The sequence below is a fragment of the Methanobacterium formicicum DSM 3637 genome (assembly GCF_000302455.1).
GTDB classification, from domain to species: Archaea; Methanobacteriota; Methanobacteria; order Methanobacteriales; family Methanobacteriaceae; genus Methanobacterium; species Methanobacterium formicicum_A.
In genome coordinates this window covers 1-15,359 of record NZ_AMPO01000002.1, presented here as the reverse complement: position 1 = coordinate 15,359, position 15,359 = coordinate 1, and the positions used below count along the sequence as shown (strand labels likewise).

The 15,359-nt window shown below is 28.7% G+C and carries 15 protein-coding genes; 3 read left to right on the top strand and 12 right to left on the bottom strand.

The features are described from left to right. Positions 1 to 458: 458 nt before the first annotated feature. Together A994_RS02750 and A994_RS02745 are read left to right on the top strand one after the other, a co-directional pair. Positions 459 to 1,724, top strand: a complete 1,266-nt coding sequence (locus A994_RS02750) for a glycosyltransferase (RefSeq protein WP_004029742.1) — start codon at positions 459 to 461, stop codon at positions 1,722 to 1,724. An 8-nt stretch (positions 1,725 to 1,732) separates the two neighbouring features. Beyond that, positions 1,733 to 3,511: a hypothetical protein gene (locus A994_RS02745; protein WP_048204039.1), complete on the top strand. Its 1,779-nt coding sequence runs from the start codon at positions 1,733 to 1,735 to the stop codon at positions 3,509 to 3,511. Between the two features lie 46 nt (positions 3,512 to 3,557). On the opposite strand, the gene A994_RS12810 is transcribed toward A994_RS02745, so the two are convergent. From A994_RS12810 to A994_RS02690, 11 genes are all read right to left on the bottom strand, one after another. Further along, a complete protein-coding gene (locus A994_RS12810; protein WP_004029740.1) occupies positions 3,558 to 4,436 on the bottom strand; it encodes a pentapeptide repeat-containing protein in 879 nt (292 codons plus the stop codon). Positions 4,437 to 4,485: 49 nt separating this feature from the next. Next, on the bottom strand, positions 4,486 to 5,601 hold the full coding sequence (locus A994_RS02735) for a glycosyltransferase family 4 protein (protein WP_004029739.1): 1,116 nt from the start codon (positions 5,599 to 5,601) through the stop codon (positions 4,486 to 4,488). Positions 5,602 to 5,631: 30 nt separating this feature from the next. Further along, positions 5,632 to 6,246, bottom strand: a complete 615-nt coding sequence (locus tag A994_RS02730; protein WP_004029738.1) for a nucleotidyltransferase domain-containing protein — start codon at positions 6,244 to 6,246, stop codon at positions 5,632 to 5,634. Then, positions 6,239 to 6,880 carry a nucleoside/nucleotide kinase family protein gene (locus tag A994_RS02725; RefSeq protein WP_004029737.1) on the bottom strand — a complete coding sequence of 214 codons (642 nt, stop codon included), beginning with the start codon at positions 6,878 to 6,880 and terminating at the stop codon, positions 6,239 to 6,241. The genes A994_RS02730 and A994_RS02725 overlap by 8 nt, the downstream gene beginning before the upstream one ends. A gap of 123 nt (positions 6,881 to 7,003) precedes the next feature. Beyond that, positions 7,004 to 8,176: a glycosyltransferase family 4 protein gene (locus tag A994_RS02720; protein WP_004029736.1), complete on the bottom strand. Its 1,173-nt coding sequence runs from the start codon at positions 8,174 to 8,176 to the stop codon at positions 7,004 to 7,006. Then, positions 8,176 to 8,550 (bottom strand): glycosyltransferase, encoded by a 375-nt coding sequence (locus A994_RS13610; protein ID WP_081580317.1) that lies wholly within the window; start codon positions 8,548 to 8,550, stop codon positions 8,176 to 8,178. The genes A994_RS02720 and A994_RS13610 overlap by 1 nt, the downstream gene beginning before the upstream one ends. 31 nt (positions 8,551 to 8,581) lie before the next feature. Next, complete coding sequence (locus A994_RS02710; RefSeq protein WP_048204037.1) at positions 8,582 to 9,289, bottom strand: glycosyltransferase family 4 protein; 708 nt, start codon at positions 9,287 to 9,289, stop codon at positions 8,582 to 8,584. Between the two features lie 2 nt (positions 9,290 to 9,291). Then, positions 9,292 to 9,765 carry a PssE/Cps14G family polysaccharide biosynthesis glycosyltransferase gene (gene pssE / locus A994_RS02705; protein ID WP_004029735.1) on the bottom strand — a complete coding sequence of 158 codons (474 nt, stop codon included), beginning with the start codon at positions 9,763 to 9,765 and terminating at the stop codon, positions 9,292 to 9,294. After that, positions 9,762 to 10,205 carry a PssD/Cps14F family polysaccharide biosynthesis glycosyltransferase gene (pssD, locus tag A994_RS02700; protein WP_004029734.1) on the bottom strand — a complete coding sequence of 148 codons (444 nt, stop codon included), beginning with the start codon at positions 10,203 to 10,205 and terminating at the stop codon, positions 9,762 to 9,764. Before pssD ends, pssE begins: the two co-directional genes overlap by 4 nt. Beyond that, positions 10,202 to 11,191 (bottom strand): glycosyltransferase family 2 protein, encoded by a 990-nt coding sequence (locus A994_RS02695; protein WP_004029733.1) that lies wholly within the window; start codon positions 11,189 to 11,191, stop codon positions 10,202 to 10,204. The genes pssD and A994_RS02695 overlap by 4 nt, the downstream gene beginning before the upstream one ends. Before the next feature lie 124 nt (positions 11,192 to 11,315). Next, the gene (locus A994_RS02690) at positions 11,316 to 12,515 is read right to left on the bottom strand and encodes a nucleotidyltransferase domain-containing protein (RefSeq protein ID WP_004029732.1); all 1,200 of its coding nucleotides are present in this window, start codon (positions 12,513 to 12,515) and stop codon (positions 11,316 to 11,318) included. A 185-nt stretch (positions 12,516 to 12,700) separates the two neighbouring features. Between A994_RS02690 and A994_RS02685 the strand changes: the two genes are divergently transcribed. Further along, positions 12,701 to 13,000 (top strand): hypothetical protein, encoded by a 300-nt coding sequence (locus A994_RS02685; RefSeq protein WP_237739688.1) that lies wholly within the window; start codon positions 12,701 to 12,703, stop codon positions 12,998 to 13,000. A 45-nt stretch (positions 13,001 to 13,045) separates the two neighbouring features. Here the strand turns inward: A994_RS02685 and A994_RS02680 are convergent, their stop codons facing one another. Further along, complete coding sequence (locus A994_RS02680) at positions 13,046 to 14,815, bottom strand: ABC transporter ATP-binding protein (RefSeq protein ID WP_004029730.1); 1,770 nt, start codon at positions 14,813 to 14,815, stop codon at positions 13,046 to 13,048. Between the last annotated feature and the right edge of the window lie 544 nt (positions 14,816 to 15,359).

Here is a 15,359-nt window from a genome sequence, read left to right as displayed (position 1 = left end):
AATAATTGAAAAACAAACAAATTAATATGTTATAATGAGTAACATTTTTATGTCATATTTTGATCTTATTAATAATATCTGTCAAATAAAATGTTTATCAACACTAAATAAAGTATTATAACAATCTAATGGAAAATATACATAAAATAAAGCTATTAAATAAAATTAATCAATAATAATTTTCCAAAAAAAATGATTTAAAATTCCATGATAATTAACATTTAAATTCATAATAGTCATATAAAGATATTCTAATGTAATGCACTTGTTAAAATGAATTTAAAATAAGAAAATTTATATGAAATTTTATCAAATGTTTTAAAGTAGCATTATACATAGTTCCTGCGCTGGAAACGAGCAAAAATAGAAAATTTAATCATATTAATTAATATATTCAGTTTAAAAGAACACAATTAACATATCCAAATAATTCTGCATTTAATACCTGGAGATATCATATGAAAAGGGTTTTAATAATCAGTTACAGTTTTAATAATGATCAAGTAATAGGTTCAGTCCGTATGAGGGGCTTAGCGAAATATTTAAAAGAATTTGGTTGGAACCCCACTATTTTAACGGTTAAATCTCATTCAAAATCATCTGAGTTTGATTCTGTCGAAACTAATTATGAAGAAGATATAATTTCAGTATGGAAAAAAAAAATAGGCTTCACAAATGGAACTGCATTAAAAGGAAACATTGGAGTTAATAATAACAAAAACAAAAAAAGTTTTTTAAATTCCTTTGTGAAATTTTCGTCTGAAATAGTTACATACCCAGATACTCATAAAGGATGGTTAAAACCAGCTTTAGAATCTGGAAATAAACTTTTAAAAGAGAATAAGTTTGATGCAATCGTTAGCACATACCCCGTAGCAACTTGTCATCTTATTGCTAAAAAACTAAGTGAAAATCATGATTTACCCTGGATTGCAGATTATAGAGATCTCTGGTCACAAAATCATTATAAAAATTATTCTAAAATTAGAAAGCATTTAGATACTAAATTGGAAATAAAAACATTAAAATCAGCTAAAGCAATAACTACTATTTCTGATCCTTTAAAAGAGAAACTGAATGAAATTCATAATGATAAAGAAATTTATACAATTATGAATGGATTCGATCCAAAGCAAATAAATCCAGGCACTGAAATATCCAAAAAATTCTCGATAACTTACACCGGAACATTATATAATGGGATAAGAGATCCTGAACCTTTGCTTATTTCAATTAATGAATTAATCACAGATGGAATCATCGATCCAAAAGATATGAAATTACAATTTTATGGACCTAAAGAAGACTGGTTAGAAAAAGATATAGAAAAAAATAATTTATCTGAAGTTACAGAGATTTTTGGAGAAATTTCAAGAGATCTATCCATCCAAAAACAAAGAGAAGCCCAATTATTATTATTAATAACAGCAAACGATCCTCGAGAAAAAGGATTTTTTACAGGAAAACTTTTTGATTATCTAGCCGCTGAAAGACCAATATTCCATATAGGCGTTAAAAATGGCGTTATTGAAAAATTACTTAAAAAGACTAATACAGGAATAAGTACAGATAATATAAACGATATTAAATTAGAATTGGAAAGATTTTATGGTGATTACATTGTTAACAAAGAAGTCAGTTATCATGGTCTTAAAAATGAAGTAAATAAATATAACCATAAATCCATGGCAAAAAAATTTTCAGATATTCTAGATAGTTTATAGGTTATAAAATGTTCAATAGAATAAACATAGGAAATCCAAGCAATTTATTTAAAATAAGTTGTATAATAAGCTTAATATTAATAACAATTTCTTTATTAATAATATCTAAAAATCCAAGTACTGGTTTTGAATCCTCAATTTATAGGACTACAGATATTATTTTTTGGATAGCAGTATTCTTAAATTTCTTTTTAGGTACATTTATAGTAGTATACTGCATGAAATATAAATTTAATAAAAATTATATCTTTTTAGGATTTTTTTTAGTTACTTTTAGCAGTATTCTAGTTTTATCATTGGCGATAATGAAAGGATATTTCCTATGGAACATGTCAGGAGATCCTTCTGATCATATTAATAAAATAAATTATATTTTAAAATATGGATTTTTTGAAAAAACCAATTTTTATCCGATTTTACATATATTTTCGTCCCAATTTTTAATTATCTCAGATATTTCATTAAATTCAGCAAGCTGGATACTGCCATTATTTTTTGAAATATTGTGCATACCTTTCGTATATGTACTATCAAACTCCATCCTTAAAGATTATAAAAAAAGCATTTTAGCCACTATTTTTAGTTGTACACTTATTTTAGGGTGGTATATCTCATTTACTCCAAATCATTTAGCAAATTTATTTTTTCCATTGGTAATGATGATTTTAATAAAAAGTATATTAACTGAACAAAATCGTATCCAATGGAGAATCTTATTGATAATTATGGTTTTTTTATTACCACCATTCCATCCAGTTGTAGCAATTTCAATGTTACTTATTGTAGCTTCCTTGCTTGGATTCGCATTTTTTTCTGAAAAGTATTCGAAAAGAAAAGATGTTATTATAAATATCAGCCTTACTTTAATCATCTTAGTCGGAGTGTGGACCATCACTTGGATTTCCTCATTTTATTTATGGGATAAAACTTTAATTAACATTCATACTTTAATTTCGGAAGGAGGTCCAACTTCAATCTCAAAATTAAGCAATCAAGCAGCTTATGCAAATAATCTTGGATATAATATCGTTGAATATGGCTTGAAAACATATGGTGGTCCCTTATTTTTTATTATTATGTCAGTTTTGGCATTTCCTATTATATGGAAAGAAAGAAAAAACGAAAGAATGAAAAATCTTTTAATGTTATATTTCCCCTTAATTATTCTAGGTATAACACTCATTTCTTTCTATTTTTTAAACCTTTTTGGGCCCACTCGTATGTTAATATATATAACTTACTTTTGCATAATTATCTCAGGATTTTTTTTATATAAGATCATAGGAAAGATTAAAAGTTATAAAAATATTTATTTATCCGCAATAGCACTAATATTATTATTAATATTTGTCAATGGGTCATTAACTACGTATCCATCACATTACAGCCTTTCAACATCTTTAGAAACAAGTAAATCAGAAATAATTGGATTTAATTGGTTTTTTGAGGATAGAAATGTGAAAACACCTATTTCGGGTATTTCTATTGATCCGGATAGATTCGCAGCGTATTTGGGAATAAACCAAAAAAATATAATAATGTATAAAAAGAACATTGTACCTTATCATTTTGGATATAACAATTCGACATCATTGTCTGAATTTTATGACAAAAATGTTTATTTGATTTTAACTCAGAGAGACAAAACATATTATATTGATGTTTTTCCGGAGTTAGCAAATATTAGATGGTCAACAACCGATTTTGAAAAGTTAAATTATGATCAAAATGTAAATAAATTATATTCCAATGGAGAATTTGATACATGGTTAATTATAAAAAAATAAATAGGGAAATATGTGAATGAAATTCTGTAATAATTGATGTAGGAAATCAGTCTGTATTTTCCATTATCATAATTTTTGATTTTTGACCATATACTGTTGAATTTGATGGTATATCATCTAAAACTAATGCTCCAGCACCTATAATTACATTATCCCCAATATCTGCACTCACTTTTGCACCAATGCCAATAACTACATTTTTTCCTATTTTTATCCGAGTTTTTCTTCTACTGAAAATGTTAACATTAGGCCCAATCCAAGTATTATTACCGATTTTTGTATGTCCTACTATAATTGTATTAAATCCCAAATGTGCAAATCTAACATTTTTCCCTAATTCTATCAAATGTAGAGGAATATCACAGTTTAAAATGACTCTAAACATTAGATAAAACAATAAAAGTATTAAATTTAGGTTATTTTTTTTAAAGAACATGCAAAATTTGTGATAGTAATAATCTAAAATATTTAAACTAGACAAATTGTTAAAATAACTTTTTTGATATTCAGTATTGTACATATTAGATAACTCCAATTTTAATGGAGTTTTATATCGATTTTTGAGGAAATTTGAACCTGTTAAATCACATTTAGAAAATATAATATTTTCAAAAGTACAATTAACAAATTCTGCACCAATTATTTGAGAATTTTGAAATTTTATATTATTAAAAGTTGTATCTTTAAATTTTACGCCCCTAAAATCAGAATTAAAAAAATTAACATTGTTAAAATTACATTTATTGAAAAAAGACCCATTATTAAACATATTCAACAAATTTATGTCATTTAATATTAAATTTTCAATCGATAGTCCTCTCAAATCAATTTTATCAAAATTTTCATTAAAAATCAAGGCGATATCGTCATCCTTATTTTTTTTGAGCAAAAGTATAATTTTGCTCCTGATTTCAGTTCGGTTCATTTTTCCACATTTAAAGTTATTTATTTTATCATAAATGATTAAAGAAGAATTATATTTTCATTAAATTCTTAAATAAATGATCATACTGATCAATGATTGTTTCAAAATCATGATATTTTTTAACATACATTATACAATTTTTAGAAAATTGATTTCTTAATTTATCATTTTTATAAAGGAAATCTGTTTTAGTAACTAATTCATCAAAATTATCAACATTTATCCCCAATTTATATGTTGAAATGATTTTATCAGGATCACAGTTCAATGAACAAACAGGAGTACCACAACTCCAAGCCTCTAAAAAAGTGTTTGGAAACCCTTCAGAAGCAGAAGTGTTTACGAACAGAGCAGCATCAACAAAGTTTTTTAATATTTCATTATGTGGAACAAATCCTATGAATTCTAAATTTTCAATACCTATTGCCTCATTTTTAATTTTATTATAATATTTTTCATTACCTCTTAAAGGACTACATATCATCTTAAAATTATAATTAGGTAGTTTAAGTGCTAATTTTAAATATAATTCCGGATATTTTCCTTGTATTAATCTTCCAACCCATAAAACTGATTTTTTATTTTCAATTTCAAAATTTGTTGCGGAGGATTGGAACATGTTTCGAACAACAAAACCTTTTTTGGAAACATACTTTTTTAAAAGATTTTTTTGATGAGTTGTTTGACATAAGACCTGAGTAGAATTTTTAACACCATATCTAAAAGGTAGTTTTATAAAATCTTTAATATTATTTATTTCAAGGGCTGTGCTAACATTTGCATCAGAAGAAGATGAAAAAATAAAAATTTTATTCTTCAATTGAGCAAAAAAAGAAATAATAGAAGTTAATGGAGATCCACCTCTCAAAATATAGATATCAGCATTAATTTTGTTTAAAATTGTAACAAATTTATAAAGGTTTATTAAATTAAAATGGGTATAACCACTATTTTTTTTATTGTTATAGGGCACAAAAATTTTTATTCCGTTAAATTCATAAGTGCCTGTTAATTCATCTAATGCAATGAAATTTACATCATAATGTCGTTTTGATAATCCCTTTGCCAATAAAAACATTTGTAATTCCGCCCCACCCGTTCCAGAATTATCAATAAGATATGGTAATGCATATTCAGATACTATACAAATCTTTATATTCTTCATAATAATCACAGTTTATCATAATTCTAAACTTTATTTCAATAATTGATTTGGATCATATACTGGCACAGGAGACTCTTTTAATTTTTCAATGCAATCCATATTGTCACATAAATAAATGTCAAGAGGAAATTTATTAAAAAAAGCATTAGATCTTTCGAATAAGACAAAAAAAGAGGATCTTAAAGCATTATTAAAACCTTCTTTACGAATTACCCTTATATCTAAATCTGAAGTTTTTTTCAACTCTTTTCGTGACATACTACCAAATGTGGCTACCAATAGTATGCTGCTTTCATTTGTACTTCTATTTTTGAGATTATCCAAATAAAAACTAAATTCTTCAGTTTCAGTTTTAATGTTACCAAATGTCTTTAATAGAGCAAATATGTGACCATTAAAAATCCAGTTTAATGTGTGTGCAATTATAAAAGAAATGACAATTGCAGATATAAAATTTGTAATATGATTAAAAATAACGAAAAATCCTAAAAAGAGAACTAAATCTATGAAAATTTTTAAAATTTTTTCAGTGATTCCCATATAAAGCAAGCTTTGGAATAACCAATTTATGAAAATCACAATTAATACCCCTATAGTTTTAGGGATGAATTTAGCGTTTAAAATTTTGTTATATAATTTATTCATTCAAACCCCTTATGAGTTGTTCATGTACTAAATTAATAGATTCTTGTGTATCAATCGTTTTTAGATTGAATTCATTGGCCAATTTTTCATAAAGTTCAATTTTAAGACCTATATTTCTATCTTTTTTAATATCTTCTCTCCTAGTTTTTAAAGTAGTTTCATTAGAAATTAATAAAAATATTTTTTTATTCCGTGGTATAAGCATTAAAAAGAGTTTTCCAACTCTTGATTTATATAACTCATAGTTAGAAGTAGACACCATCAAATCAACGATAGTATCATAAATGAACCTATCACATATAATTTTTTTGCCAAATAATAATGGGAGATATATTTTAAAAAAAATTAATAAAAAAGTATCCGCAAATAATAAGATGGGATAAATATGTGAAATCAGTTTAGAACGATGAAAATAGTGATATCCTATTTTTTCACCATCATCTAAAATTTTTACCTCACTTAATCCATAAAAACGAGCCAACAATAATAGAGGTAATGAAAAAAAGTGATAAAAACGTAACCATTGATATTTATAATGGAATCCATTTTTTTCAAAATAGTTTATCAAAAGTTCTATTTGAGTTGTTTTCCCAGTTCCATCAGGCCCAATAACGCATATTAATGATTTTTCCATTAAACATCCTCTTTTTTTGCAATATTATGAAATTGTTATAAATAGATATACACCTAAATTATTATTCAGAATTCGCAATGTTTAATAATATTCATTAATCTATTTTTTCTGAATTAATTACTGTTAATCCTCAATTATTTTAACTAAACTTTCCCCAACTTGAATCCAATTAGGATATTTTTCCATATAATTTCTACTTTTAATTCCCATTTTCTTTACTAAATCTTCATTATCCAATAATTGAAGAATAGAATTTGCAAGATCTTCTGAATCATTCGCATTAACAATAATACCATTCCCTTTCATAATATCAGGAATACAAGCAACATTAGTCGATATAACTGGCTTTCCAAGAGCCATTGATTCTAATACACTCACAGGTATGTCAGATATAACAATCTTAAAAGGGAGGCATATAATACTTGCTGTAGATAGATATTCTTTTAACTGTTTTGGACTAAGATATTTTGAAATAATTTCAATTGAATCATTAATGTCATTTTTTTCTGCTATTCTATTTAAAATCTCTTCTTCCATTAATAATTCATTATAATCAAGTCTTGATAGAAAAACCAATTTACAGGACATTTTCTTCCTAACTTTTGCAAATGCCTCAACAAGAATATCTGTTCCCCTTAAGGTTAAAGGAGATGTGAAATACATGATGATTGGTACATTCTTAGGGTTAATTATACTTTTGATTTCATTTATTTCTTCAAGTTGTGGCATGACTAAAAACTCCTCATCAAGCCCCGGAGGCACGAATAATGCTTTTTCAGGTGATAATCCCTTTTTGACGAGTTTTTTGCAGGTATCATTACTCAAAAATATAATTTTCTCAAAATTTCCTTCCCATTTCCTGATGAAATAATTAGGGATTAATGCGTTTACATAGTGTATTACTGTATATTTCCTGTATTTATATGAGTTTTTTATCCCCATATTCTTTATTAGTTCTCTTAAAGAATATAGGGGACTAGTAAAAATTCCAATAACTGATTTGTTAATTTTGAATTCTTTTCTTAGAAAACTACTTAATCCCAAAAGCATTATACACTTATCTGGATTTTCTTGTTTAATAATATGCAACAATTCATCTGTTTCTCCTTTTAGAGGTCTGAATAATCGATTTACAGAGACGATATTTAATTCGTCAACATCTTTTTTATCGGAATCTGTGATTATCTTGATTATGTGATCTTTACCAAGGTATTTGGCTATTTCATAAATATATTTCCATGGCAGTTTTCTAATATTGGATTTTTGAAACTCAGGACAAATAATGGCAATTTTCACTAGAGATCACCGTTTATTATCTTCAGATATTTTCTTTCAAATTTTTCGCTAATTTTGTTCCAAGTAAACTTTTGTTCCACAGTTTTTCTAGCGTTTTTTCCTAATTTATTTTTTAGATCTGGATTATTCAGTACCAAAGAAATTTTCTGTGAAGCATCATCTGCAGATCCTTTTTTAATCAAAACCCCATTCTCAAAATCTATCAAAAAATTTTTATGGGCTTCAATGTCACTTACTAAAACTGGTAACCCTGATGACATAGCTTCCAAAACAACCGTGGGAAATCCTTCGTAATAAGATAAAAAAAGGAATAAGTCAGCTTTTTTATATATTTCAACAAGTTCCTTGTGCTTGAAACTTCCCAAAAATCTCACATTAGTTAAATTTTCTTTTTAACTTCTTTTTTTAATTTTTTTCTAGTTCTCCTTTACCAACTAAATAAAATTTAATATCATAATCTTTGCTAATTTTCTTTGCAGTTTCTAATAAATCAAATAAACCTTTACCATAACTTAAACGACCTACATAAAGTATATAATTCTCCTTTTTATTAGAAGGAATAAATTCTCCCTCATCAACACCGTTTTCAATCACCATAACATTATTTAAAGAATAGTATTCTTCTAGTTCATTTTTCACAGAATTTGATACAGTTGTTACACAATCAGAACACGTAATTAATTTTGAAACAAGAGGATAGCTAATATATTTTGTAAGAAATTTTGTTCCTAAAGATTTTAAATCTACTATCTCAATATCTTTAGCATTACCTACCATAGAGCCATGTATTGTAGTAATTATGGGTAATGAAGTTTTTATAATTGGGGTGAGAGGTGTATGAATATGAACTATGTCAAATTCATCCTCAATGGAATTAAATAATTTGTTTACAAAATAGCTGTGAAACTGAACATGAAATGGATATAATGGTAAAAAAGAAACTTTCATTATTTTAATGCCTTCGAAAATTTCTGAGTGCGTTTTTAGGGATCCACGAGTAATAATTGTTACTTCATGACCTTTTTCAATTAATTTTTTTGATAAATTATAAACATAATATCCAATTCCCTCTTCCGGGGGGAATGGATTGGAAATTAGCATTGCAATCCTCATTTTTAATCCCCTTTTAGATATCCACTAAGAAAATCAATAAGTTTTGAATTTTCATTTTTCCTAGGGATTCCATTACACGAATCATTAAATTCTCTGATATGATGTTCTAAATCTGCAATATCATATACTATAGAAATTTTTCCATTTTTCAGGGATTCTGCAAGTTCCAACTCATGATCATCGTAAACCTCTTTGAACTTTTTTAGTCGAGGCACAACAATTGTCTTTTTATTCATGCTTAAAACGTCTAAAAGGGTGCCAGCTCCCCCATGACAAATAACAATGTCCGATTTTTTCATTATCCCAAAAATAGAATTGTAATCCAAATATCTGAACCATTCAGTATTTTCAGGTTCAAAATCTGTGTTACCTATCTGCATAACAACATCATCATTTAAATAACCAGCAATTTCATCCATTTTCTTAATTAAACGATCAAAACCCTGGTAGTGGGTGCCTACTGTAACAAATATCATATTAACGCACCCTCATATCTGGCTTTATTGCCATAGAGTTCTAAAAGTTCAGGCCATTGCACCAAAAAAAGATCTGAAAGAGAATAAACTATCCTTCCAGTTCCAGATCTAGTGCTAACCCGACACCAGCTTTCAATAAAAACGGTTTTTATCCTAAATATTTTCCCTATAAAGAAAGCAGGAATTGCTATTTCAGAACCCGTGCTAATAATCATTTCAGGTTTTTCTTTAGATAATATTTTAATAAATTCTAAAAAGGCTTTGCTCATTTTTAGGGGGCTTGTACCAATATTTTGAAGTAAATATTTTTTATATCCTAAATCTTTGGTCCTGAAATTATCATAGGTTACAAAGAAAATTTCATGATCTTGAAATGCATCCATGAGATATAACATTTCAGTCAAATGTCCTCCATGGGAGCAAACTAAAGCTATTTTCATTCTAGTAACCTGCGATTCTTTTTGTAAGTAAAATTTGCAATGGTTCTCAAAAGACTGAAGATTTTACTAAAATTAAATTCAAGTTCAGGAATTCTCGTATTCATATTTGATAATAATATTTCCCTATTGGAATCTATTTTGTCCACATCTATGGTTAAACCTTCATATGATCCTTTGAGTTTAGCAATTATTCCCTTTGGACCATTAAGAATTGCATAACCTCCAGTTAGGATTTCGGTCATTAAAAGTGATGGTGAAAGCAGGATATATTCTTTCCAAGATAGATATTTGCGCAAGATTATGTAACGTCCTTTTTCAACATAATAAATTTTTTTAGGTGTTACTTTAAAGTCGTAATCATGGTATATTACCGCTTCTGGAACATAGAATATCTTCAATCCTGCGGCGTTAACCCTCCATGAGAATTCGGAGTCCTCCATGTAAAGAAATATGTTTTCATCAAATCCACCTAATTTCATGAAGTTTTCTTTGGATATTGTAAAACATACTCCTGAAAGTCCATTAACAAATCTTGGAGAATTCCTATCTTCCGGTTTTTCATTTGCTCCCCGTGTGAACGCCATTCCTGTGAAGTGCTGTTTATTACCACAGGTATTGATCATTTCTCCATTGTAGATCAATACCTTCGGTATAGTAATAATATTCGGATTTTCAGCTAAAGGTTTTAATAGATGATCAATTGAATCCTGATCAAGCATAGTATCAGGATTTAAAATGATTAAATGTTCATTGGATGCTAATTTCGCCCCAATATTATTCGCAGCACCATAACCAGTGTTCTTTGGATTTTTAATTAATTTAACATTTGGAAAACATTTTTCTACAAATTCTGGAGTTTTATCCGTAGATTGGTTATCTATTACAATGATTTCTAGTGATTTACTAGAAGTTATTGATTTTAAACATTCCTCGATGTAACCCCTGTGATTATGTGTTACTATGATAACAGTAGCTGATATGGTCATTAAAATTGTCCATCCTTAATTTACTAATCTACTCTTAACTAATTAGTTTAAATCATTATTTAATTATATCATCTAATTTTTAAATCTTTTTGATTAGATACTCTCCCAAATATTTATTCATCCATTAAAATTTAAATAATTTATATCTTTTCAGAAGGTTTAAGGGCCTGTAAATATAATATAAGAAAAAAAGTGATGAAGGTAATTTTAAATTGTTTAATTCATAGAAAGATGGATTAAAAATACCAATAAAACAATCTTTAAGCCCATCAACCTTATTTTCCCTTATTTTCATACTGACCCTTATATTATCAATTAAAGTGTATTCAACGTTAGGTGAAAAAATATTCTTAATAAATATATTGGATGTTTTTATAATTGACATGTTGCTTAAAAGACTAATAATATTTTTATCAAGTTTTAAATCTAAAAGAATGTGACATAAATATAGATTAATCAATAAAATACGTTTAATAGAAAGTTTTTGGGCTGTTTCTAATACATATGCCCATTCAATTTTTTGATTATCAATTAAGGTAGCAATATCAGCTAACCACGATAAACGGCTCCAATAATGACTGGCATTGTGTATCGAAAGTATCAAAACCATGTTTTCAGGAGAAATAATTGGAATGGAAACTCCACCAATATTAATTGAATTTAAATTGTCTAAAAGAAGTTTTTCAGCATTTCGTGGCAAATTAAGAAAAATTCCAGAAAATTTCCAGTGCAGTTCAAGTGAAACACCTTTAATTTCATTGATGAATTTTAATTCACGTTGCGAATTAAGATAATTTCGTTCTTGAATTGGATCTAGATCGAATTCAGGTTTATAACCTTGGGAAATAAGGATTTTTTTAATTGGAGTCACATCTTCTTTTCTAACTAAAAGATCAAGGTCTCCAAACTGTCTCATCGAAAGATTACCATAAACTTGTTGTGCTAAAATTGGACCTTTATAAGGAAATGAGATTATATCCATTTCACTTAACATATTAACAATGTTTAAGATTTCTTTCATATAGAATAAATTTTTAGTAGCATTGTTTCTGAAAAAAATACTTAAATATTTAAAAACTTCCGGAGGTAATTCCACTAAACTGATTTGATTAATTTGCCAATACAATAATTGTTGCAATTTGTGCTTTACTGCTAGTTTAAGCAAGTACTCCCAATCTAATCCTGATCTAACCAGTGAAATTATTTTTTTTTGATTATTATAATTTATTTGTGTACGGGCACATTGCAACAGCATTTGTTCTTCATTTTTAAGTTTAATAATTGAATCCACAAGAATCACAATTTGAATTGATTTTTTTTGCATTGATTAACAATTGATTTATATCCTTTGATTATAAAAGAATTTATAATTCAAGTTTAGGACTATATACTATGAAAAAAATCAGTATTATTATAGTAATTTTTTTAATATGTATTTATCTAACAAGTATATCAGGTTGTATTGATAACACAAAAGCTAATGGTACATGGGGAGAGAAGAAACTATCTATGGATGCCATTAAAATTTCCAACAACACTGTAGGCAATCGCAGCGAAAAAAATGATTCAATATATTACGTTTATGGGTATGTAATTAACCAGAATCCAATCGAAGCACTGGAGCCTAAAATAACGATCACTACCTATTACTCAAATGGTGCCATATTTGCAGTGAATGACACTCCTTACATGGAGCCTAAAAATTTACCTGCCAATGACAAATCCTATTTTTATGCTCGATTTGAAGACCCTGATAAAAAAATAGCTACATTTGAAGTTAAAGTTCTATCAGCCAAGGGAGAATATTAAAAATCACATATTTGTTCCCTCACACATTTCAAACCATCCTTTTTTTTATTTTCTAGCAAATTTATCCCAAGTCCCTGACTCCAAAATATTCCCATCATTAACCATATAAATAAAATCCGCATTTTTAATGGTAGAAAATCTGTGAGCTATCATCAGAATAGTTATTTCACCGTGAAGTGCATCAATAGCTTTTAATATCTTCTTTTCATTCTTTGAATCCAAGTTACTGGTGGCTTCATCCATAATGAGTAGTGAGGGTTTTCTAAGAAGTGCCCGGGCCAGAGCCAGTCTTTGTTTTTCTCCTCCGGATAATCGAACACCACGGTCACCAATTACTGTGTCCATTTTATCAGGAAGTTTATTCACAAAGTCGTATGATGCCGACAGTTTAAGGACCTCAATCAATTCATCTTCACCAGCATCAGGATGAGCCAGGAGTAAATTAAAACGAATACTTTCATTGAAGAGGAATGTTTCCTGAGCCACATATCCAATCTGATCCCTCCACAAGTTGATCTTATCTGAAATAACAGTACCATCTACACTGAGATGCCCCTTATCTGGTTTCACCAAGCCCATTACCAGATCGGCAACTGTGCTTTTACCAGCCCCTGATGGTCCTGCAATGGCTGTGGTCTTACCAGCAGGAATTAAAAGGTTCATACCTTCAATTGAAAAGTGTTCTCCACCCCTATAGGAAAAAGAAACATTATCTAACCGTACCTCCTTTTTAAGATGGATAATTTCCTGAGGACTATCTCCAGATGGAACTGATTCACTGTTTAAAAGACAGTCTTCTTCCAGTCCCATAACATTACCAAATGCTGGTAACATGTTAGTGAAGTACTGGTAAGCTCGTTGGATACTTGAAAACTGAGGTATCATCCTCACAAATAGATAAATTAAAAGGAACAAACTGGCCGTTGGTAGGTGGATTACTTGAATTAAAACCAGGACCATTACTGCCAGTACAATCACCGTACCCACATCAAACAACAGCTTAACATCAGCATAACTCCGAATAGTATTCAGATAATTACTGGCTACCTGGTTAGTCTGTTTAGAAAAAATTTCCATGTTTTCTTCCTGCATCCCAAAGCTCTTGATGGTCTTCATCCCATCCAGATGCTGCAGGATAGAGTAATACAGATCACGGGTGGTTGTGGTAATTTCCTCACCACTGGATCTGGAGCGGGATGCTCTTCTCCGGAGGATTAAAAGAATACCAACCCCCACTGCAAAGATAACACCAGTAAGAACACCAGCCAGTTCCAGAGCAAAGACAATGTAAACTACTAGAATCATGATCCCAGCAATGAAGGTCAAAAACTGACCTGTTCCAGTACTTATCCTTTCTATTTCATTGGTAAGAGCATGGGCAAAGTTAGATGACTTCATACGTGAAAAAAAGAGCCATGAAGAATTGATAATTGCATTGTAAAGACGTTTCCTTAAATGGGCGGCAAATTCATACTGTATTTCAGAGGTTTTGAGAGTCTGGTACCGAGTTAATAGAGCACTGAAACTTATCACAATCACGTAAATAATCAGGACCATGAGGAGGGTGGGTTGTAGTCCAAAAAATGTGAAAAATCCAGAAACTAATCCTGCAAGTTGTCCTAATGATCCCTGGCCAACATCCAAGCCTACCAGTTGTAAGAGAGGAATTAGAACTAGCAAGCTAACTGCCTCATTGAAGCTGATTATTACCATCAAAGCAATGGCCAGAGCAATCTTTCTAGGCATTAACTGAGTTAAACTTCGAGTGAACTGACCTGATAAATTAGTATCTGTGAAATTAATAATTTTAACCATGATATCACGCTATTAACGATCCATGAACAACATATAATTAGTATTCTTAATTACTTAAAAAGAGTATTTCTACTAATAATCCTTAAATCAATACATTATTTTATTATTAAGAATTTTTATCTGATTTTGAATGTTTATATTATTCAATTTTATTTTAAATAATATTTTAACAATTTAATTAGGATTATACTCGATAATATTAAAAATCTTTAATTTTTCGTGACATTAATCACAACATGTTGTGATAATTGTCACCAAAATTATTCGAAAATATAACCATTTGTGAAACAAGGGATCTATAATGAAATAATGTTGGAAGTCCGGGATGGGAGTGTAATTATAAATGATCATTAAAAATCAATTCAAAATGAAAAGAATGTTTTTGTTTGTATTAATCATTGCAGGCATTATAATAATTAGTGGAACTGTAACTGCAGCCTCATATGATGAAGTATGGGGCACAGCCAACGGACAAGCACCCACACAAACAGAACCCACAAACACCGAACCAACCGAAGAAGTATGGGGCACAGCCAACGGACAA